The 18,845-nt window shown below is 51.7% G+C and carries 23 protein-coding genes; 9 read left to right on the top strand and 14 right to left on the bottom strand.

Going from position 1 to position 18,845, the window contains the following annotated elements; translation table 11 throughout:
• Positions 1–94 precede the first annotated feature (94 nt).
• From J7J49_RS22520 to smrA, 4 genes are all read right to left on the bottom strand, one after another.
• Entirely contained in the window at positions 95–916 is an 822-nt protein-coding gene (locus J7J49_RS22520) for a type II toxin-antitoxin system HipA family toxin (protein WP_251048294.1), read from the bottom strand.
• A 79-nt stretch (positions 917–995) separates the two neighbouring features.
• Positions 996–1,451: a HipA N-terminal domain-containing protein gene (locus tag J7J49_RS22525; RefSeq protein ID WP_251048295.1), complete on the bottom strand. Its 456-nt coding sequence runs from the start codon at positions 1,449–1,451 to the stop codon at positions 996–998.
• Entirely contained in the window at positions 1,445–1,774 is a 330-nt protein-coding gene (locus J7J49_RS13310; protein ID WP_215093203.1) for a helix-turn-helix transcriptional regulator, read from the bottom strand. The genes J7J49_RS22525 and J7J49_RS13310 overlap by 7 nt, the downstream gene beginning before the upstream one ends.
• 177 nt (positions 1,775–1,951) lie before the next feature.
• Positions 1,952–2,542 (bottom strand): DNA endonuclease SmrA, encoded by a 591-nt coding sequence (smrA, locus tag J7J49_RS13315; RefSeq protein WP_215093205.1) that lies wholly within the window; start codon positions 2,540–2,542, stop codon positions 1,952–1,954.
• 177 nt (positions 2,543–2,719) lie between these two features.
• On the opposite strand from smrA, the gene J7J49_RS13320 reads away from it, so the two are divergent.
• The 3 genes from J7J49_RS13320 (at position 2,720) to J7J49_RS13330 (ending at position 4,282) form a co-directional block, all read left to right on the top strand.
• Complete coding sequence (locus tag J7J49_RS13320; protein WP_353048378.1) at positions 2,720–3,199, top strand: gamma-glutamylcyclotransferase family protein; 480 nt, start codon at positions 2,720–2,722, stop codon at positions 3,197–3,199.
• 70 nt (positions 3,200–3,269) lie between these two features.
• Positions 3,270–3,896, top strand: a complete 627-nt coding sequence (gene wrbA / locus J7J49_RS13325) for an NAD(P)H:quinone oxidoreductase (protein ID WP_064232772.1) — start codon at positions 3,270–3,272, stop codon at positions 3,894–3,896.
• Complete coding sequence (locus J7J49_RS13330; protein ID WP_215093207.1) at positions 3,893–4,282, top strand: DUF2069 domain-containing protein; 390 nt, start codon at positions 3,893–3,895, stop codon at positions 4,280–4,282. Before wrbA ends, J7J49_RS13330 begins: the two co-directional genes overlap by 4 nt.
• A gap of 5 nt (positions 4,283–4,287) precedes the next feature.
• On the opposite strand, the gene J7J49_RS13335 is transcribed toward J7J49_RS13330, so the two are convergent.
• Positions 4,288–4,974 carry a cytochrome b/b6 domain-containing protein gene (locus J7J49_RS13335; protein WP_215093209.1) on the bottom strand — a complete coding sequence of 229 codons (687 nt, stop codon included), beginning with the start codon at positions 4,972–4,974 and terminating at the stop codon, positions 4,288–4,290.
• A gap of 237 nt (positions 4,975–5,211) precedes the next feature.
• Between J7J49_RS13335 and pdxH the strand changes: the two genes are divergently transcribed.
• On the top strand, positions 5,212–5,856 hold the full coding sequence (pdxH, locus tag J7J49_RS13340; protein ID WP_215093211.1) for a pyridoxamine 5'-phosphate oxidase: 645 nt from the start codon (positions 5,212–5,214) through the stop codon (positions 5,854–5,856).
• 98 nt (positions 5,857–5,954) lie between these two features.
• Here pdxH and J7J49_RS13345 read toward each other — a convergent pair whose 3' ends face one another.
• Positions 5,955–8,702 carry a bifunctional acetate--CoA ligase family protein/GNAT family N-acetyltransferase gene (locus J7J49_RS13345; RefSeq protein WP_064232763.1) on the bottom strand — a complete coding sequence of 916 codons (2,748 nt, stop codon included), beginning with the start codon at positions 8,700–8,702 and terminating at the stop codon, positions 5,955–5,957.
• Between the two features lie 104 nt (positions 8,703–8,806).
• On the opposite strand from J7J49_RS13345, the gene J7J49_RS13350 reads away from it, so the two are divergent.
• Complete coding sequence (locus J7J49_RS13350; protein WP_035579335.1) at positions 8,807–9,748, top strand: histone deacetylase family protein; 942 nt, start codon at positions 8,807–8,809, stop codon at positions 9,746–9,748.
• A 115-nt stretch (positions 9,749–9,863) separates the two neighbouring features.
• Entirely contained in the window at positions 9,864–10,496 is a 633-nt protein-coding gene (locus tag J7J49_RS13355) for a helix-turn-helix domain-containing protein (RefSeq protein WP_215093214.1), read from the top strand.
• A gap of 34 nt (positions 10,497–10,530) precedes the next feature.
• Here the strand turns inward: J7J49_RS13355 and J7J49_RS13360 are convergent, their stop codons facing one another.
• From J7J49_RS13360 to J7J49_RS13380, 5 genes are all read right to left on the bottom strand, one after another.
• Entirely contained in the window at positions 10,531–10,881 is a 351-nt protein-coding gene (locus tag J7J49_RS13360) for a TusE/DsrC/DsvC family sulfur relay protein (RefSeq protein WP_215093217.1), read from the bottom strand.
• 2 nt (positions 10,882–10,883) lie between these two features.
• Positions 10,884–11,174, bottom strand: a complete 291-nt coding sequence (gene tusB, locus J7J49_RS13365) for a sulfurtransferase complex subunit TusB (protein ID WP_215093219.1) — start codon at positions 11,172–11,174, stop codon at positions 10,884–10,886.
• Positions 11,175–11,186: 12 nt separating this feature from the next.
• Positions 11,187–11,552, bottom strand: a complete 366-nt coding sequence (gene tusC / locus J7J49_RS13370; protein WP_215093221.1) for a sulfurtransferase complex subunit TusC — start codon at positions 11,550–11,552, stop codon at positions 11,187–11,189.
• A gap of 10 nt (positions 11,553–11,562) precedes the next feature.
• Positions 11,563–11,952 (bottom strand): sulfurtransferase complex subunit TusD, encoded by a 390-nt coding sequence (gene tusD / locus J7J49_RS13375; protein WP_064233168.1) that lies wholly within the window; start codon positions 11,950–11,952, stop codon positions 11,563–11,565.
• Positions 11,953–12,035: 83 nt separating this feature from the next.
• A complete protein-coding gene (locus tag J7J49_RS13380; RefSeq protein WP_215093223.1) occupies positions 12,036–12,716 on the bottom strand; it encodes a Bax inhibitor-1/YccA family protein in 681 nt (226 codons plus the stop codon).
• A 175-nt stretch (positions 12,717–12,891) separates the two neighbouring features.
• On the opposite strand from J7J49_RS13380, the gene J7J49_RS13385 reads away from it, so the two are divergent.
• Positions 12,892–13,650 (top strand): dienelactone hydrolase family protein, encoded by a 759-nt coding sequence (locus tag J7J49_RS13385; protein WP_215093225.1) that lies wholly within the window; start codon positions 12,892–12,894, stop codon positions 13,648–13,650.
• A gap of 114 nt (positions 13,651–13,764) precedes the next feature.
• Here J7J49_RS13385 and J7J49_RS13390 read toward each other — a convergent pair whose 3' ends face one another.
• Positions 13,765–13,926, bottom strand: coding sequence for a hypothetical protein (locus J7J49_RS13390; protein ID WP_165603345.1), 162 nt, complete (start codon positions 13,924–13,926; stop codon positions 13,765–13,767).
• Between the two features lie 149 nt (positions 13,927–14,075).
• The gene (locus tag J7J49_RS13395; protein ID WP_064232748.1) at positions 14,076–14,258 is read right to left on the bottom strand and encodes a hypothetical protein; all 183 of its coding nucleotides are present in this window, start codon (positions 14,256–14,258) and stop codon (positions 14,076–14,078) included.
• A gap of 134 nt (positions 14,259–14,392) precedes the next feature.
• On the opposite strand from J7J49_RS13395, the gene J7J49_RS13400 reads away from it, so the two are divergent.
• The gene (locus tag J7J49_RS13400; protein ID WP_165603344.1) at positions 14,393–14,563 is read left to right on the top strand and encodes a hypothetical protein; all 171 of its coding nucleotides are present in this window, start codon (positions 14,393–14,395) and stop codon (positions 14,561–14,563) included.
• A 273-nt stretch (positions 14,564–14,836) separates the two neighbouring features.
• Positions 14,837–15,898 carry an ion channel gene (locus J7J49_RS13405; protein WP_064232746.1) on the top strand — a complete coding sequence of 354 codons (1,062 nt, stop codon included), beginning with the start codon at positions 14,837–14,839 and terminating at the stop codon, positions 15,896–15,898.
• 69 nt (positions 15,899–15,967) lie between these two features.
• On the opposite strand, the gene J7J49_RS13410 is transcribed toward J7J49_RS13405, so the two are convergent.
• Positions 15,968–18,778 carry an HAD-IC family P-type ATPase gene (locus J7J49_RS13410; RefSeq protein WP_240488141.1) on the bottom strand — a complete coding sequence of 937 codons (2,811 nt, stop codon included), beginning with the start codon at positions 18,776–18,778 and terminating at the stop codon, positions 15,968–15,970.
• Positions 18,779–18,845: the final 67 nt, after the last annotated feature.

Here is an 18,845-nt window from a genome sequence, read left to right on the forward strand (position 1 = left end):
ATCATTAACCGGCAAAGGTATTGCATCTTTGCCGGTTGATGATTTTAGTACGTTATTTGTTAATGGCATCTGCTAACGTTTTTTAGGACGTTTGTTAAATCGTGAGGCGAAGGTTGGCTTCAATCTCGTCTATCAATGCCACTGGCACATTGTGTTCTTTAGCTAATCTATGCCATTGCGCTACGCGCTGGATGGTTTCGTCGATCATGTCGTTGATTGTTTTGCGGGTAAACAGCGGGCTGAGTTTTTCTAACGAGTAAAAGTCGTCACGAGAAAAATGCTCGCGCTTACCATTTAAACTCATCCAATGGCGATTCACCCAAGGACTACCCGGTTTGTAGCTATAAGCGAGGTCGTAAGCCGGAGCGAGTGACCATTTGCCTGCGTTAAGAATAAAGGCAAAATTTTTCGCGTGATCATCGTGATTCCTAGCAACTATGTTGAAAACCATGCGCTTAAATAGCTGTTCAGCTTCTATTGCTGATAGCCGCAACCGCCTGGCTACGCCAAATAACTCTGCGTACGAAAATGAGCCCGGTTTTTTATAATCAACATGGGCTATGCCATTGAGTGTTTGCACATGTAGTTTACGGTTGCCTACTCGATCAAAACGTTGGGTTAAAAAGTGGCGTCGTTTGCCTTCATCAAGCAGCTTGCAAGGCATCATTTCTATACCGCAAGCTTGAGCTAGCAGATAATAAACATACTCCATCGCACCGTAGCCCAGTGGGTCGCCAAATGTCTCACGATCTTTATTGTGCTCACTGACTCCATCGAATTTCATCAAATAGTGAGAGAATCCTTCTGGGATGGTGGCTTGCCCTGAACGTACCTGTGAAAGATCCTGATTGAAGGCTAGCACTGCTTTGGGCCGTGCCCCTCCTGCGCTCATACCTACAGATAGCAAGGCCATCATAGCTTCTCTATCTTCTTGTCCCTCTCTGTTTAGATCAACGGTAAAATCTGCCCGACTATCGAGTATTTCCTGAGCAATGCTAACCAACGATGCTATTATCGAGTATTTCCTGAGCAATGCTAACCAACGATGCTATTTCGACCTGGGTGGCGGAATTTAGCCTGCGAAGTTTGGTGGCAGGTGAGTACTCAAGTGCTCCCATTCCTCGCTTTCCGGTATATTGCAACCGTTGTAACGGTGTAATATCACTGGCTTGCCCCCCTCTACTTGCAACCCAGGCATTCAGTACCGCATTACCAAAATCATCGGGTAAGGAGTCGGCAATCAATCCTGGTAGCCCTTTGAATGTCTCAAAGCTCAGCTCAGGAAAGGTATATATTTTATTTTCCAAGGGCATTTTAATAGGCGAAAGCTCTACGCCATTTTTAACAAACGATGCATCGTATTCGAAAGCACCAAAGCCCGTATCGGTATCGAAGCTAACCGCACCTACGTAGTGTTCCAAATAGTTAACATTTACAACTTCCATTACCATTCCAGCGCTTCCTCATCTTGGTTTTTTCTCTGACCAGAGGCGCGTTGACGCTGCTTACCCTGTAGCTTCGATAGCTGCACAGGCGAAATAATTTGTTTTGGTATGAAGTGATCTAACTGTGCCGTTAAATTAAGAGCCATCATGATAGCGATCAATGTCTCCAATTGAACTCTACCCTTCTCAGCGTTGAGCACTACTTTTCTTGAGACGCCCGCTGACTCAGCTACTTCTGACTGTGTCATGTCGTGATTGAGGCGCGCCTGCTTTAAGCGCTCCCCTAATTCTTCGGCAATGGCTGCTGGCGCCTTAGCATGAACGCTCATAATATCCCCTTAGAGGCACATAAAGTCCAAAAAAGGTGGTTATGTACTCATAATAGCACATAAATGATATTGAAGATGATTGTTTAAAGATCTAAAAAAGGAACTTTAGCGTGAAAAAACATGGCTAAAGTTCCTGAAAGTGGACTTTATAGAGGCTTTGTGGCATCTTGTTTTTCGCTACCCCCGCCGCTTTTGCTGGCGCTCACGGTTATTGGCTTTAGCACGGTCACTTTTGCGTAGCATCACCCAGGTCGCCCCCAACCCTCCTTCCGATGGTTGGGCGGATACGTATGCCTGCACTTCCTCAAACTGACTGAGCCACTTGGCAAGGTACGAGCGCAGTACGTTGGCGGGGCTATCAATCTCACGCCCACGGCCATGTACGATCATAACGGAGCGTAAATCGAGGGCGTAGGCTTCTTGAATAAACGCAAACAGCATGCGGCGACACTCACTTAATGGGCGCCTGAGCAAGTGGAGCTGCGACTGAACGCTATAGCCACCGTGCTTTAATTTATCGACCACACCTTGTTGAATGCCTTCTCGGCGATACTCCATGGGATCAAAGGGGGGCAGCAGATCGACAAAATCGTCGGATAGAAAATTGCGCGCGCCCCTCTCTTCTTCTGCCCATTCTCGCCGGGCCAACTGCGATTCAGAGGGGCTTTTGCGGTTAGCACCTGGGTCGGCACGGTTGCTCGGGGGCAGTGGCTTAACATCGCCTACGAGCGCACGAAAATCCGTATGATCACGAAGTGGCTGATTCATTGCAGGCTCCTCCGTTAAGGTCTGCTGGCTATCCTAGCAAATCCAAGTACTTTGCTTAAGAAGATTCAACAAGTCGATGACATAAACTTGTCACCGTCTATTTGACACGCCAAGCTAAGCTTTCGTTTTTTATATCCCTTGTTAACTTTCTTACCGTTCATTGTGAGGCGCCCTGGTTTGATTAATACGGTGTGGTTAAAACGCGTTTTGATGCTAAGCGGTGTGGGGTTGCTCAGCCTCGCCGGATGGCTCTGGTTAACCATGCTCAGCCCTTGGTTTTATGACCGCCCTGACGACCTTCCTGCTATCGAGCAGCGCGCCCATCAGGTGTTTGTTTACGGCACGTTACGTTATTCGCCTGTCCGCTTGGTTGTTATGGGTAGCTTTGGTGCCCCAGAGGAAGCCGTACTTGAGGGCTACCGGCGCAACGGGCTTGACCTTTCTCCCCAGCCTGGAAGTCGTGTGAAAGGCTTAGTATTACATGTGAACGCCGAACAGCTGGCTCGCCTTGATCGCTACGAGCGGCTTGGCGTTCGCTACCAGCGGGTGACGATAGAACTCGCAGATGGTACACGCGCTTGGGTCTACCAGCGCCTGCCGGAGCGACAAAAAGCGTTGCTTCCGCACGCGGACTTGCCGATAGCTCTGGTACCATAGGCAGCTCGCTGTGCTCTGTTACCAAGCCCTATTGCCCAGCCAGCTTTTATGAACCCATTCAGGAATAGTGATGAGTGAGATGACACCGTACGTTCTGGTTCTCTACTACTCGCGCTCAGGCGCGACCGCTACGATGGCGCAGCAGATCGCGGCTGGTGTAGAAAGCGTGCCCGGCATTCAGGCGCGTTTGCGCACGGTAGCCCCGGTATCGACGACTTGCGAAGCCGTTGACCCAGAAATTCCTGCCGAAGGCGCGGTCTACGCTGATCTGGACGACCTGCGCAACTGCAGCGCGCTAGCGCTGGGCAGCCCCACCCGGTTTGGCAATATGGCGGCGCCGCTTAAATATTTTATCGACTCCACTAGCAGTCTGTGGATGAACGGTGCCTTGATCGACAAACCTGCCAGCGCTTTTACGTCTACTTCAAGCCTGCACGGTGGGCAGGAGAGCACCCTACTCACCATGCTGGTGCCACTGCTGCATCATGGCATGGTCTACGCCGGCGTTCCTTACAGCGAAACCACCTTGTTGGAAACTAAAACAGGCGGCACGCCCTATGGAACAAGCCACTTGGCTGGGACGCGGAGTGACCGCTCGGTCGATGAGCACGAGCGTGCGCTGTGCGTTGCCCAGGGAAAACGTTTGGCGCGACTCGCCTTGGCACTGCACGCTATGCGCCAGGAGGCATCATTATGAGGCAGTGGTTGGAAGATGTAGAAGCACGTCATGGGCTTGATAAACTGACCCTCAGAAGCCGCCAGGTGGTTCTCGCCAGCTTTGCCTTGCTGCTGCTACTGGTTGTTTATCGTGGTTTTGTACTCCAAGATGACGAATTTAATTGGCGCCCTGTAGTCGCTTTTGTGCTCCCTCTGGTGCTGTTTTTACCCTCAATTATCGGCCAACGTGCGCGCGGCCATGCCTGGCTCGCCTTTGTCAGTCTGCTTTACTTCACTCAAGGCGTGATGTTAATCACTCTGCCTGGGCAAGGTCTGCGCGGAATTCTAGAGGCGGTGGTTGCGCTGGTGCTGTTTGCTGGCTGTATGGGCTACGCGCGCTTTCGCAGTCGACAACTGCGTAAGTAAATAGATTAGAACCACAGCCATAGGACGACGCCAGCAGCGATAAATAAGCTGCCAATGGCACGTATACGCAGCGTGGCAACATTAAACGGTTCGTTACGCTTGTCGACAGGCTGCTGGCGAAAGCGCTTGGTACCTACCAGCATCGCTGTTACCAGCGTTTCACCTAGCAGCCGATGTAAGATCAAGCCAGCCAGATGCAGCCCGATTAGGATGATAAGTAGATCGCTATTGAGCTGATGCAGGGTTCTAAGCTGGCCGCCTACCTCATTGCCAAATACGCCATAAAGCGGCGCCTGAAAAAAGATATCGTCACTTAAAAACAGGCCGCTCACTGCTTGAAAACTAAGTGAAAGCAGCATCAGTAGCACCATCCATCCGCCTAGCGGATTGTGGCTGGCATAAGCGCTGGACTGGCGTTTTAGCAGCGATTGGGAATAAGCAACTGTTTCAACGGGTGAATATAAAAACGTTTTGAATCTCGCATAAACACTGCCCAGCACGCCCCACAGCCAACGAAAGACGAGCAGACCTATTACCAAGTAGCCCGCTTGGGCATGTACTTCAATCGGAAATAGAAAAGGTGCACCGTTGGTCTTGGTGGTATATAAGGAGATCAACACCGCCGCCACTAACCCCCAGTGAAATAGGCGCACCCACACATCCCATACCTCAATCGCTACCTTATCGCGCATGACCTATCCTCTATTAGCAGTGATGAGCTTTCAATGGGTGAGCCTAGAATGACGGGATAGCTTCGCATTAATTGAGCCTGACTCATAGAATGTGAGACAGTTAGCCGCCATCGTTAGCCAGAAGATTGGTTAAAATAACAGCTTTGCGTCAACGCGTTTAACATCCATTGATGTCGGTCACTTGAGCTTTAAAGGCAGAGCAGCGAACATGGATGAAACTACAGGGAGAAGCATTCGATGACACGTAACATAGCCGACATTAGGCGTGATTATGAAGGCGGCAGGCTAGAAGAGTCCCAAACACCCGACGATCCATTCGTGTTATTCGATGAGTGGTTCACCCTTGCGTTAGAAAAAGAGGGTAAAGATGGCAACGCCATGACGCTAGCCACCGTTGATAGCAAAGGCCGCCCACACGCCCGAGTGGTGCTGCTAAAGGGATTTGATGAGCGCGGCATGGTTTTTTTCACTAATTATCATAGCCATAAGGGTAGCGAGTTGAGCAATGTTCCCTTCGCTGCCATGACGTTCTGGTGGCCTTCGCTCTCCCGTCAAGTGCGCATTGAAGGCCCTGTTGAGCAGGTATCAGCAGATGAGTCTGATGAGTACTTTGCCAGCCGCCCCCGTGGCAGCCAATTAGGCGCCTGGATTGCGACCCAAAGTGTCGTAATTCCAGGCCGTAACTGGATCGAAGAGCGTCAGAAGCGCTTTGAACAAGCCTACGATGGTCAAGACATCCCCCGCCCGATTCACTGGGGGGGCTATCGTGTTACTCCGGAAATGATCGAGTTTTGGCAGGGCCAGCCTAGCCGCCTGCACGACCGGCTGCGCTTTGAACGCCGAGATGGTGGTGCATGGAGCCGTTTCCGCATGGCGCCATAGCGTCTGAAAGAAGCTGACGAACTAAGGCCTGTGATTAAATCCGCAGGCCTTATAGTTTTTTAAATATAGTTTTTTTAAAGTTACTAAAACTAAAGGGCCTAGTCCGGCATACTCTCAAGCCGGTGCCGCTGCCACTCACTTTCGGGTTCGTTGAGGCGTAAAACAGCATCAATCACCTGCTCTTCCATGTTGTAGCGGCATTTAAAGCCTAAGTGCTTCATCAGCGCCCGCATCGGGTGATTATCAACCATAATTTTGCCGATCATCTCCAGCGTGCCAATATTGGTGCAGTAATCAATCATCTTCTTCATCAGCAGGCTGCCGATACCCAGCCCCTGTAGATCATCGCGGATAATGACCGAGAATTCGGTGCGAATATTATCTGGATCGTTCCATACCCGCACCACGCCAAGCATCTCTTTGCTGCCATCGTCGCCTAAATACTCGGCAATAAACGCCATCTGACGGTCGTAATTGATATGCGATAGGATCGATAGATCACGCTGGGTCAGGTTGGATTTATTGTGAAAATAGCGGAAACGAATACTTTCTTCCGAGAGCTGACGATGGAAGGTGGTAATCAAATGGGCATCTTCGGCACGAATAGGCCTGACCTCGACCTGCCAGCCGTTTTTCAACGTGACCCACTCACGCAGCTCCTCAGGATACGGCATGATCGCAAAGCGCGACGGTGTGCCAAGATCCATAGCAAAATCGACAGCGACCATTCCGTCACGATTAAGCAGCAGTGGATTCACCTCTAAACCCCGCAGATCGCTTAAATCGGAGGCCATTTGGGATAGCTTGACCAGCATTTGGCACAGGTGCTGAATATCACGCTCTGGGTCGGCGGAGTGTTCGCGAATTAATGACGCGGCGTGGGTTCTCCCCACTACATCAGCGGCTAGGCTCATGTTGAGTGGCGGTAGTGCTACTTGGCGGTCAGCCAGCACATTGACCTTATAGCCGCCAATACCAAACACGATAAGCGGCCCAAAAACCGGGTCACGAGTAATGCCAGCGCAAATCTGCATTGAGTGTTTCCCGCGCTGCATGGGCTGCAAGCAGTACTCACGGATCGCGTACTCGGGAAATTTCTCAGCGACTTTTTCACCAAGCTGACGAACACCTTCTGCCACCTGTTCAGGCGTGTCCAAATCCTGTAGCAAGCCCGCCGAAATCTTATGCGGGTGCTTACGGTAGCGATAAGGGCGACAATTGCCTTCATGCACTACCTTAAGCGCCTTAGTGCCAGGAATCTCCGCAGAGCGAGTAAGCGCTTCATCTGCATTGGCCAAATACACGCTGGGTGCTGTGGGAATACCATAGGCCTCAAGCACTTGGGCGGTTTCAGAGTGCGTTAATGTTTGTCTGCCCTGCTCTTTTGCCTGCTTAATCAGCGTACGGCACTGGGCGCGTATTTCTGGACTGGTGGAAAACGGCAGGCTGGGTGGGATTTCTTGTAAAAGCGCTTGAACACGCTGATAGATCACCATATGCATAAATGCCTTAACGGCTTTTTCTGGTGAAATATAGGTCGGAATACCGGCTAAATTACAGATATGGCGGGCATTGAGCGCCTCTTTTAAGCCCATCCAACTGGTGAGCAGGTTACGGCGAAACTTCTTGCGATTATCAATAAGCGCCTGGGCAGTTATCAATGATGGCGCCATCCGAGTGGGGGCGTGTACCACCAGCACCGCATCCACGTTGGCATCGGCGGCGACAATCTCCAGCGCTTGGACAAACCGCTCGGGCGAGGCGTTGCCGCCTAGATCCACCGGGTTCTCCCCCGGCTTGCTCATATCGACTTCGCTACGGTGAAGTGCTGCCTGGGTTTCGGCGCTAAATTCGGCCAGCTTACCGCCCGCACTGATCAGCTTATCGATGGCCAGCATGGCGGGCCCCAAACCGTTAGAAACGATTGCCAGACGATCCCCCTTCAGGGGCTTCATTCGGGATAGCGTTTCCAATGCATCAAGCAGCTCATCTGAGTCGTCGACGCGGACGACCCCAGCTCTTGCAAACGCTGCATCAAACACCACATCACGATTGGCAATCCCCGGCGTGGGTGCCATACCGGATATATCTGACTCGGGGGTGCGGCCGCTTTTTATCGCCAACACAAGGCGATTACGTGACGCATCGCGTACCGCGGTCATAAAGTGTTGAGCGTCGCTGATGCGTTCCAAGTGCAGCATAATGGCTTGAGCAGGTGAGAACTGGTTAACGTAATCAATTAGATCCGGTAGCAACACGTCCACACTGTCGCCAACGGTAATCAGATGGGAAAAGCCCACATCACGCCCGGCGGCCCAGTCGATCATCGCGTTGGCGAGCATACCGGATTGCCCCAGGTAGGCGACGCGTCCCGCTTTCACCGGCTGACTGGCGTAAGAGGCATTCAGCTTTTTGCCCGGTACAATCAGACCCATGCACTCTGGGCCCAGCACACGAATACCCGATACCCTTGCCGCACTGAGCATTCGCTCCCGAATGGAGCCCTTATTGCCTTTATCACGGTCCAGATAAGCACCGCCAGAGAGCACCAAAGCCGCTTTGACACCGTACTGCCCAAGTTTTTTAATCAGGCTAGGCACACCTTCAATAGGCGAGCAAACCACGGCTAAGTCGGGTACTTCGGGTAGATCGCTTACGCGGCTATAGCACGGCACGCCAAAGACCTGGGAGTAGCCTTTAAGATTGACTGCCCAGAGTGGCCCTTTAAAGCCGCCTTCTTGAATGTTTCTCAGCACTAAACCGCCCAACGAAGCGGGCTTTTCAGAGGCGCCAAACACCGCTAGTGTGCGAGGTTCGAAAAAATGGTGTAAAAAGCGCGTGCTCACAATGCGTCTCCCCTGAAAATGAATCGCGGCTGTACGACTTATTGACACTGTCGCCCAGGGCCTGAAGGCGATTAAGGTGGCATCAATAATAATGGAGCGTTGGAATGATTACCGCCTACCTTACCCACCCAGACTGCTCATTGCATCATATGGGGCCAGAGCATCCTGAAAGCCCTCAGCGTCTGGAGGCTATCCGCGCTCGCCTATCGCTTGCCGGGTTATTACAGCAAACCATGCAGGCGGATGCCAAGGAAGCCGACGAAGAGGCTCTTGCCAGAGTACACCCCTTGCGCCATCTGCGCTCGCTAGATAAGTGTTTGCCCACCGAAGGCATCGTTACGCTAGATAGCGATACCATGATGAACCCTGACAGTCTGCAAGCTGCGCGGGTTGCTGCGGGAGCCGTTATTCGTGGGGTAGATCAGGTATTTAAGCGTCAGGCGGATAACGTCTTTTGTGCGGTTAGGCCGCCAGGCCACCATGCCGAGGCCAGCGATGCGATGGGATTCTGCTTTTATAATAATATCGCCGTGGGCGCCGCCCATGCGCGAGCCAAATACGGCGCCAAGCGTATCGCTATACTGGATTTCGATGTGCACCAGTGCAATGGCACCATCGATATCTTTAAAAACGACCCTGAGATACTCATCTGTACCAGCTTCCAGTATCCGTTTTATCCGTGGCGTTATCTGCGCAGCGAGTGGCAAAACGTTGTCAACACACCGTTGGAAGTGGGCACCGATGGCCCGGAGTTTCGGCGCATTATTGAGAACCACTGGCTACCTGCCCTGCACGCCTTTAAACCCGACTTGGTGATGCTATCCGCCGGTTTCGACGCCCATCGGGATGACCCCATGGGGGACATATGTTTAGAGGATGAGGACTTCTACTGGATTACCCATCTAGCCATGGAGATCGCCACATTGTATGCCGATAATCGCATTGTTTCGGTGCTTGAAGGCGGCTACAACCCCAAGTCGCTGGCAAGTGGCGTAGAAGCGCATCTAAAAGCGCTTCTGGGCCTCCCTTTTGCTGAAGTGCCTTGAATTCACTTGCCTCTAGCAGCGATTCTTAGCCACTTCTTGGCTGTGATATCATATTGGCTTATCACGCGCGCCTATAGACACGCACCGTTAGACAACGCAGCCAATGTGACGACCTATGACCGCTACAACTGAAGAGCATGCCGCGTTGCGTATCGCATCGGGAAGCAAACCCTTTGTTGAACCGTTGCGTTTAGGCGAGCGGCTGAAGCAAATTCGCCTCGCTAATCAGTGGACGTTGGAAGAGGTTAGCCAGCGCACCGGGCTTGCTCGCTCAACGCTCTCTAAAATTGAGAACGACCAAGTCTCCCCCACTTTTAGCGTGGTGCAAAAACTCATCACCGGGCTGAACATCGACCTGCCTCAATTGCTCACGCCCCCTAAACGGGAGCGTTACACCATGGGACGGCGTGATCTGACCCGGAAAGGCAAAGGGCAACTACACCCAACGCCCACGTACGAGCACGAATTATTGGGTCATCAGCTGGCCCAAAAACGTATGATTCCGTTCAAAACCATCGTGCGGGCACGCAGCTTTGACGAGTATCACCAGTGGGTACGCCACGATGGCGAAGAGTTTTTGATGGTGCTGCACGGCGATATCATGCTCTATACCGAATTCTACGCACCGCTAGTGCTGGCCGAGGGCGACAGCATCTATTTCGATAGTGACATGGGCCATGCCCTGGTATCTACCAGTTCAGACGATGCCGTTGTTCTGTCGGTATGTACCCGTGGTGATGTCGTCTAAAGCTGTTCGAAAATCGGCAGGTTCTTCACAAGGGCTATAGGCAGTTGGTAGGCTTCGGCAAACCGGCCAGGCGTGCAATTCGCTTTGCTGGGCTGCCGGGGAAGAGCTGCATCAGGTAAATCGAGCGCCCTTTCTCTTCACCCAGCGCATTTTTGGTTGCCTTCACAAGCGGCCGCATCGCCGGAGCCATTTCGTAACGCTGATAAAATGCCCGCACTACTTCGATGACTTCCCAGTGCTCAGCGGTAAGCGTTAAGCCCTCTTCTTCAGCCATTAAACTCGCTACCGATTTATCCCATTCCGCTTGATGAACTAAATAACCCTCTGGATCTAGCAAATACTTATTTTGCGAATCAAGATAACGGTATATTTTTGTCTCTGACATACTTAGTACCAGGTAACTGCCTTTTCATACTGTTCGGTAAGTGCCACAAAGCCATTCATCTCAAGCGTGGGCAACCCGTTGATTTCGGCAATACTGGCCAGTCCGCGGGCAATAAGGTCTTCTGATAATAGAAATATACGCGCATGACACTGCTGCCATGCTGTCCAAGAAGGATCAAGGGCAGCTATAACCGCTGCTTCGATTAACATCACGGCATCTCGATCCCCTACCGCCTGCTGCATTTGGGTAGCTGCATTGCTATCAGGCGCTTTGGTGAGAATGTGTAGGATCATAATGCACTCACCTTAAAAGTTAAGTATTTTGGCGTGTTGCTGAAATAACCCAGGTATTTGCTGATCCGCTATCAAGGCGGCGTTCTCTACCAGCGAATCGGCGGATATTTGCAAACTCTGCAGCGCCCCTTCAGAAACCCAAAGCTTGTCGATATCGTACATTTCCAGCATATCAATAGTAGGCAGCGTGGCTTTTTGGCCTGGCCCGCCACTGCCCTGCTCTTTCAACAGAGCCATTACACCCTGCCCCATAAATAGCAAATGCACGGGCTGACCAAAGGCCGCCGCGACCAATGCGGCATCCAACCCTTCACGTAACCAGTTTGAGCTGTGGGGCGCATGGCGGATTATCACTAATAGCGCATCAGGTGTCGCCATTTGCTCTCCTTTAAGCAAAGGTAATTAAGCGATCAGCGCGTTGCTGGAGCTCAAGCAATTGACCTAGCCCGGTCAACTCAAAGGGAGGCGCTATATTAAAGGCTTGCTTGCCATGCCGATGCGCTTCCGACTCACTCATTAATCCGCGCCGCAACGCGGCAGCAATACAGACATCTAATTGAACCGCATGCTGTTGATTCAGTTCAATCCAGGCCTCTCTAAGATTGAGTTCATCCTGGGGGGGAGCCATCAGCAATGAGGCATTATGAACGCCATCGTGATAGAAAAAAACACCCGCAATCTGATGCCCGCGTGCTAGAACGGCATGGGCAAAACGCAATGCAGAGTGAGGCGCGGGGCTGCTATATGGCGCGCCCATTACCAATAAGCCGTACTGCATCATCATTGTACCTGGTTACGGTTACCCTAAAAAAAACAGGCCCTAGCAATAGGGCCTGTCATATCATCTATCGCTTACTTAGATCAGTCGTTGCTCATAATACCCAAAATCGACAACAAGCTAACAAACAGGTTGTAGATAGATACGTAGAGCGTCACTGTGGCAAGAATGTAATTCGTTTCGCCAGCGCGGTGAATAATCTCACTGGTTTGATACAGAATGGCTGCTGAAGCGAACAGCACAAAACCAGCGGACACCATCAACGAAAGCGCCGGAATATTGAAGAAGATTCCAGCTACCATAGCCAGAACCAATACAATGAAACCGGCCATCAAGAAGTTGCTCAGGAAGCTAAAGTCTTTCTTCGTGGTCAACGCGACCGCGGAAAGACCAACAAACGTCAGACCTGTCATGGCCAGCGCATTCATAATCAATGCACCGCCGTTAGGCAGGGTCAGGTAGGCAGAGAGAATCGGCCCAAGGGTGAACCCCATAAAGCCGGTGAAGGCAAACGTCGCCAACAAACCAGCCGCAGAGTTCGCGGTTTTGTGAACCAGGAACATTAAGCCATAGGCACCAATCAAGAACACGAAGATGTTCATTTGCTGGATGCCCATGGCAACAGCAGCACCCGCGGTGACTGCTGAGAACAGCAGTGTCATTGCCAAGAGTGCGTAGGTGTTACGCAACACCTTGTTAGTGCTGACACTATTAGCAACGCCACTCGACTGAGGACGTGCCGTACGTAAATCGTTGTAAGCCATGTATTCATGCTCCCTAAATGGTATTTCCAACAACTGACAAGAATGCCGTCACCGAGTTCCAGACGCAAGGCTTTGTCTAATTTACAAAGCCATTCTCTTAAATGGTTATTCAACGTTGAAACAGTTCAACAATCATTGTCTATGCTTGTTGAACACTTCTTTGGACACCAGAACGATGAAAAAAATTCTACTGTCTGCCAGCACCTTAACACTTTTAACCCTGGCACTGCCTACCATGGCATTCTCCCCCGCTGGAGAAGATATTTCCTACAAACTAAATGAAGAAAATTTTCAGGGCTACTTTGTTTCTGCGCAAGACAACGCTAAAGGCAGTGTGCTGATCGTTCATGACTGGGATGGGTTGGATGATTATGAGCGCCAGCGCGCCGATATGCTGGCCGAAGAAGGCTACGACGTGTTCGCCGTAGATCTTTATGGTGAAGGCAACCGCCCCCAGGCAGTTGACGATAAGCGTGCTGCTACCAATCGACTTTATCAAGATAGAGAGCGAATGCGCGCCCTCACGTTGGGTGGTTTAGCCCAAGCACGAGAGCAAGGCGCCGCCGAGCAAACAGTGATTATGGGCTACTGCTTTGGCGGCGCGGTGGCGTTAGAGATCGCCCGCTCCGGCGAAGCCGACAACATAGCCGCTTATACAAGCTTTCACGGTGGACTAACAACGCCCGACGGCCAGGCATATTCAAGTGAAACTGCGCCTATTTTTATCGCCCATGGCGGCGCTGATAGCGCTGTGAGCTTAGAGGATGTTGCTACTCTGGCGGAGGAGCTAGAGACCGCAGGTGTGACTTATGAAGTAGGTATCTATTCCGGTGCACCCCACGCCTTCAGCGTGTTCGGTAGTGATGCTTATCACGAGCGCGCCGACAAACGCTCTTGGGAGGCCTTCAACGTCTGGTTGGATGAAATGCTTTAAAATGCTTTAAAACGAAATCGTTAGCGGCGCTGGACGCCGCTAACGACTCAGATGCAGAGCTGTTCAGTAACCCACCCTTTACGAAAACCAAGTGGGGTTAATTAAAACTTAACTTTAGGCTTCTTCTTCGTCTTTTTCATTTTTATGCGGGGTAACAGTGGTCACCGCCGTTTGTCGCGCATCGTGAGGAGAGTTGTAAAGACGAGCATCAATCACATGCAGTACCGCCAATTGCACAAATAAAACCGCAAAACAGACAATCAAACCTTTCAACATGGCGGCATATCCAGAAATAGAGGGGGCTAGCAATCGAATCTTAGCTGATCACTAGCCAAACACAATCTATTTTATGTGCCTGAACATCCCCGTTTAAAAGCGCTGAATCGCAGGTATAGCTGCGACTCAACAGACAAGATCAACAATGGCTAATCCTTAACGGACACTTTGCGCAGATCCTCAATCGTCACTCCCTCTGGTAAGTCTGACTCCTCCGCGGGCAGCCATACAGGTGAGAAATCGCTATCTTCTCGACCATCTTCATGCCGATGGCCTGGAATACGGTAAACAATCTGACTGTGGTGGTGATCCCATGCAAATACACGATCCATATGCTTATCCTAGAAAAAGAAAATTGAAGCTATGACATTAGCGTTTAACACGATGTTCCGACACCTATCATCGACACGTACGATACCAATGAGGTTAAATGCCGGACGGATTATTTGCTGACAAGGAGTTACCAATGAAAGCCCTCATCGCCCTTTGCCTATTTACCTTTGTACTCGCGGGCTGTAGTTCCGGCCCTACCTCATCAAGAACTGCTGACTGCCGCCAACTAGCAGAAGAGGCTGGCGACACCATGGTCTATGGCGACTGCATACGCGGCACCCAAGTGAACAAGGCAGGGTTTTAATACCGCTTTATTGTCACGTTAATTTGCTGGGTTAATGCCAAGTGGTTGCTTGAAAGAACATCATGACGGTAAGGCCTACAGGAGGCCTTATGCTCGTTTCAAGAAAAGCAAGCTAGTTTTGAATACGCAAGGCCTCTGCCTACTGGCATGGTAGAAATAGTGTTAACAGTCAGAAAAGGAAATCAAATCAAATCACTATTTAACATTAGCACAAAATCAACCATCCCCATGCCGTGAAAGCTAGGCTGCACACCACCACCGCAAGAGACCGTTATGCCCGTTATTCAGCAACTGCTGCGCGTTCTTAAAGCGTCTACGCTACAAATTTCGTGGACATTTCTTCTCCTTATTGTACTCGCACACATGGGCACCACCTGGGTGCTTTTTGCACTGGCCGGCGAAGCAGTGGCTGATTCCGCTACCGATTGGGTTTATTTTTATGTGGTCGTCTCCAGCACCGTAGGTTTCGGTGATTTCAGTCCGACCACAGCCGCTGGCAAGTGGATCGCTACGCTCTATCTCATCCCCGGCGGCATTTCGCTGTTTGCTGCCTTGATCGGTAAAGCCACTGTCACCCTCTCTAATTTTTGGAGACTACAAATGCAAGGAAAAGGCGATTTTAGCCATCTATCCGGCCACACCCTGGTCATTGGCTGGCACGGTGAAACCACAGAGCGCATTTTGGACATTCTCCAAGCCGACAAAAGCTTGCCTGATGAAATAGTGCTCTGCGTTACCAAAGAGATGAGCAACCCACGTCCGGCGGATTTGAAATTTATTAAAGGAGAGAGTTTCTCCAATGCCGAGCTTCTCAAGCGGGCCGGGGTTGAGAGCGCCAGCCGCATCATCATTTACGACACGAGTGATGACCGAGTTGCCACTGTCGCGCTGAGTGCCTACAGCCTTAAAGCCAAAAACGCCCATATCGTCGCCCACTGCGCTAATCCCGACACCGCAGCCATGTTGCGACGCACCTTGCCAGGCATCGAATGCACCCAAGCACTAGCGCTGGAAATGTTGGTACGCTCAGCGTCTGATGCGGGTATTTCACGGGTCGTCAATGAACTACTTGCGGTTGATCGTGGCGCTACCCAGTACCAAACCAGATTAAGCCAGCCGCCTGCCGGTGCCACCTTTGGTGACCTATTTATGCAAGCGAAAAAAATCCGTAACGCGACCGTACTAGGACTCGCTAATAGCAGTGATGAAAGCGACGGTAATATGCTTAACCCTACTACTGACCGCCCGTTGCAGGATGGTGACATTGTCTACTACATGGCCAATACGCGGCTTTCACAGCAACAGCTGAGTGAGTTGCTCACCGCGGAAAGTTAAAAACGTGGGTTTAGCTTTTTTCATGAGCTAAGAGGGTTTGCCCATTTAGAATGGCATGCCCTTGCGTGCTCACTGGCCCAGCCAACCTGCCCTTCGCATAAACGCCTTCTCAACTTCCAGCACCATCAGCATGGCGATACCGATACTAATAATTAACATCCCATCCGCAATCCCTAGCGGCCGAGTATCGAATAAGCCATGCATAGCCGGCAGATACGTGAAGATAAGCTGAGCAATAAAGACCACGATGACTGCTGTTAGCACAGCTGGGGTTCCCAGCACGCCTCGCCAGTTAAAAGAAGTCATGTGCAGATAACGCACATTGAAAAGATAGAACACTTGCATTACCACAATAGTGTTAACCACCAAGGTACGGCTCATTGCTAACTCGTCCCCGCGGCCCATTGAGTAGAAAAAAATGCCAAGTGCTGCAATTAGAAACAGGAAAGACACCAACACGATGCGCCAGACCAGAAAGGGCGTTAGCAAGCCCTGCCCCGCGGGACGTGGCCGACGCTGCATAACATTGGGTTCAGCCTCTTCAAAGGCAAGCGACAGGCCTAGGGTGACCGCCGTAATAAGGTTGATCCACAGGATCTGAACGGCTGACATCGGCATAGCGAAATTGAACAGAATCGCGGCAATGACCGCTAATACTTGGCCCCCATTGGTCGGTAACGTCCAAGCCGTCACCTTACGAATATTGTCGTAGACCACTCGACCTTCATTCACGGCGGCCACAATAGAAGCGAAATTATCATTGAGCAGAACCATCTGCGACGCCTCTTTTGCCGCATCAGTGCCTTTGAGACCCATACCAACCCCGACATTTGCCTGTTTCAATGACGGCGCATCATTAACCCCATCGCCGGTCATCGCTACAATGGCGCCGGTCGATTGCAGCGCTTGAACAATACGCAGTTTATGCTCGGGGTTAGTTCGTGCAAAAACACTGATCTTGGCAACAATCCCGGGCAGATCGCTATCAGCAATGTTATCAAGCTCACGCCCTGTAAGTACTTGTAGGTCATGATCAAACCCTAACTGACGAGCGATAGCCGCTGCCGTCGCGGCGTGATCGCCAGTAATCATCTTCACCATAATGCCGGCGGAGTGGCACTCTTTAATAGCCGCCACTGCCTCTTCCCGAGGCGGATCGATAAAGCCTGTTAAGCCAACAAAAACTAACTGATCATCAAGGTCAGCAAACGCCAGCTTGTTAGTGCCGGGCGGAACCCGCTTAGTCGCGAAGCCGAGCACCCGCTCACCCTGGGCAGCCGCCTCTGCTATGCGTGCCGTCCAGGCATCCCGTTCCAGCGACCCACTTCCTTCACCATCCGCCTGAAGGGAGCATAGCTGCAGCAGTTCGTCCGGGGCACCCTTGACGAAAATTCGAGTTTCCTCCAATGCATGGCAGTTGAGCGTGGCCATAAAGCGATGTTTGGCGTCGAAGGGGATCTCGGCAAGGCGAGCCCACTCATGCCGAGTAGACTCGGGATCTAGGCCAGCCTTAATAGCCAACGCCACCAGCGCCCCTTCCATGGGATCGCCGATCACATGCCACTCCTCATCGGTGTGGTTCAACTGGGCATCGTTACATAGCAGACCGGCAAGGATCAGGCTGTCGATATCCGGCGGCCGCGTATCCTCTACGTTCGCCGCCGTCTCCTCTGTCAATCGCCCTTCCGGTACATAGCCCGACCCGGACACTGTCATTCTGCCACTGGGGGCTTCCAGCCGACGCACGGTCATCTCGTTGCGCGTCAGCGTACCGGTCTTGTCGGAGCAGATAACCGACGTAGCGCCGAGCGTTTCCACTGCAGGAAGCTGGCGGATAGCGGCGTGGCGCCGTGCCATGCGCTGCACGCCGATAGCCAGCGTGATAGTAATGACTGCAGGCAGGCCTTCAGGGATTGCTGCGACAGCTAAAGCCACCACGGCAATAAGGGCCTCCGACCAGACATGGCCGCGTACCAGCACCGCAAAGGCAAACAATGCGACCGCTACGACCAACGTGATCCAAGTGAACTGCGTTCCGAAGCGATTGATCTGCTGTAGCAGTGGCGTGGTAAGTGGTTGAACATCGCGCAACAACGTACTGATTCGCCCGATTTCAGTATCGCTACCGGTAGCCACCACCACTCCTGTTGCCTGCCCAGTGGCCACCAACGTGCCCGAGTAAGCCATAGAGTGACAATCACCTAGCGCTGCCTCCTTTGGCGCCGGTGTCACCCGCTTTTCTGCAGCTACCGACTCACCGGTTAGGATCGCTTCCTCAATTCGCAATGCGCTGGCACGGATAAGGCGCAGATCGGCAGGCACTCGATCTCCTGCCTCCAATGATACGATATCACCCAGAACGATCTCATCGACGGGCACTTCGACGTGCTTCCCTTCCCTGACTAAATGGGCGTGCGGTGCGATTAGGTTACGGATTGCATTCAGCGCTTTTTCCGCCTTCCCTTCCTGCACGAAGCCGACCACAGCGTTAACCATAACTACCGCAACAATAACCGACGCATCGACAAAATGTCCCAACAACAAAGCAGCCACTGCTGACGCCAAAAGAAAATAGATGAGTGCGTTATGAAAATGTGAAAGCAAGCGAAGCAGCGGGTGTCGGCCAGCTACTGTCGGTAACTGATTACGCCCATACATCTCCAAGCGCCTTGCAGCTTCATTTACTGTCAGCCCCGATGGCGAAGTCTCCAAATCCGCAATGACATCATCAGCGTGCCTCGCATGAACCTCCAGAAGCATGCGTTCTGATGACAAATCGGTATCGGCGGCGGGTATATCCATACTGTCTCCTAGACAGCGAAAATAGAAAGGTGACGTCGACAGGTTGAGCACTACCGCACGGCACACTTCATTAGTCATTATTTATCGCACCACAACATTGATGTCGGTCAAACCAACGGCTATTAAATACTTCTGTGAAATTGAT

The organism is Halomonas sp. ISL-56 (assembly GCF_018612805.1).
Classification (GTDB): domain Bacteria; phylum Pseudomonadota; class Gammaproteobacteria; order Pseudomonadales; family Halomonadaceae; genus Vreelandella.

Bases quoted from the DNA above. Each gene is read 5' to 3' on its own strand.
- J7J49_RS22520 (WP_251048294.1), bottom strand. From the start codon at position 916: ATGATGGCCTTGCTATCTGTAGGTATGAGCGCAGGAGGGGCACGGCCC.
- J7J49_RS22525 (WP_251048295.1), bottom strand. From the start codon at position 1,451: ATGGTAATGGAAGTTGTAAATGTTAACTATTTGGAACACTACGTAGGT.
- J7J49_RS13310 (WP_215093203.1), bottom strand. From the start codon at position 1,774: ATGAGCGTTCATGCTAAGGCGCCAGCAGCCATTGCCGAAGAATTAGGG.
- smrA (WP_215093205.1), bottom strand. From the start codon at position 2,542: ATGAATCAGCCACTTCGTGATCATACGGATTTTCGTGCGCTCGTAGGC.
- wrbA (WP_064232772.1), top strand. From the start codon at position 3,270: ATGAGTGAGATGACACCGTACGTTCTGGTTCTCTACTACTCGCGCTCA.
- J7J49_RS13330 (WP_215093207.1), top strand. From the start codon at position 3,893: ATGAGGCAGTGGTTGGAAGATGTAGAAGCACGTCATGGGCTTGATAAA.
- J7J49_RS13335 (WP_215093209.1), bottom strand. From the start codon at position 4,974: ATGCGCGATAAGGTAGCGATTGAGGTATGGGATGTGTGGGTGCGCCTA.
- pdxH (WP_215093211.1), top strand. From the start codon at position 5,212: ATGACACGTAACATAGCCGACATTAGGCGTGATTATGAAGGCGGCAGG.
- J7J49_RS13350 (WP_035579335.1), top strand. From the start codon at position 8,807: ATGATTACCGCCTACCTTACCCACCCAGACTGCTCATTGCATCATATG.
- J7J49_RS13355 (WP_215093214.1), top strand. From the start codon at position 9,864: ATGACCGCTACAACTGAAGAGCATGCCGCGTTGCGTATCGCATCGGGA.
- J7J49_RS13360 (WP_215093217.1), bottom strand. From the start codon at position 10,881: ATGTCAGAGACAAAAATATACCGTTATCTTGATTCGCAAAATAAGTAT.
- tusB (WP_215093219.1), bottom strand. From the start codon at position 11,174: ATGATCCTACACATTCTCACCAAAGCGCCTGATAGCAATGCAGCTACC.
- tusC (WP_215093221.1), bottom strand. From the start codon at position 11,552: ATGGCGACACCTGATGCGCTATTAGTGATAATCCGCCATGCGCCCCAC.
- tusD (WP_064233168.1), bottom strand. From the start codon at position 11,952: ATGCAGTACGGCTTATTGGTAATGGGCGCGCCATATAGCAGCCCCGCG.
- J7J49_RS13380 (WP_215093223.1), bottom strand. From the start codon at position 12,716: ATGGCTTACAACGATTTACGTACGGCACGTCCTCAGTCGAGTGGCGTT.
- J7J49_RS13385 (WP_215093225.1), top strand. From the start codon at position 12,892: ATGAAAAAAATTCTACTGTCTGCCAGCACCTTAACACTTTTAACCCTG.
- J7J49_RS13390 (WP_165603345.1), bottom strand. From the start codon at position 13,926: ATGTTGAAAGGTTTGATTGTCTGTTTTGCGGTTTTATTTGTGCAATTG.
- J7J49_RS13395 (WP_064232748.1), bottom strand. From the start codon at position 14,258: ATGGATCGTGTATTTGCATGGGATCACCACCACAGTCAGATTGTTTAC.
- J7J49_RS13400 (WP_165603344.1), top strand. From the start codon at position 14,393: ATGAAAGCCCTCATCGCCCTTTGCCTATTTACCTTTGTACTCGCGGGC.
- J7J49_RS13405 (WP_064232746.1), top strand. From the start codon at position 14,837: ATGCCCGTTATTCAGCAACTGCTGCGCGTTCTTAAAGCGTCTACGCTA.
- J7J49_RS13410 (WP_240488141.1), bottom strand. From the start codon at position 18,778: ATGACTAATGAAGTGTGCCGTGCGGTAGTGCTCAACCTGTCGACGTCA.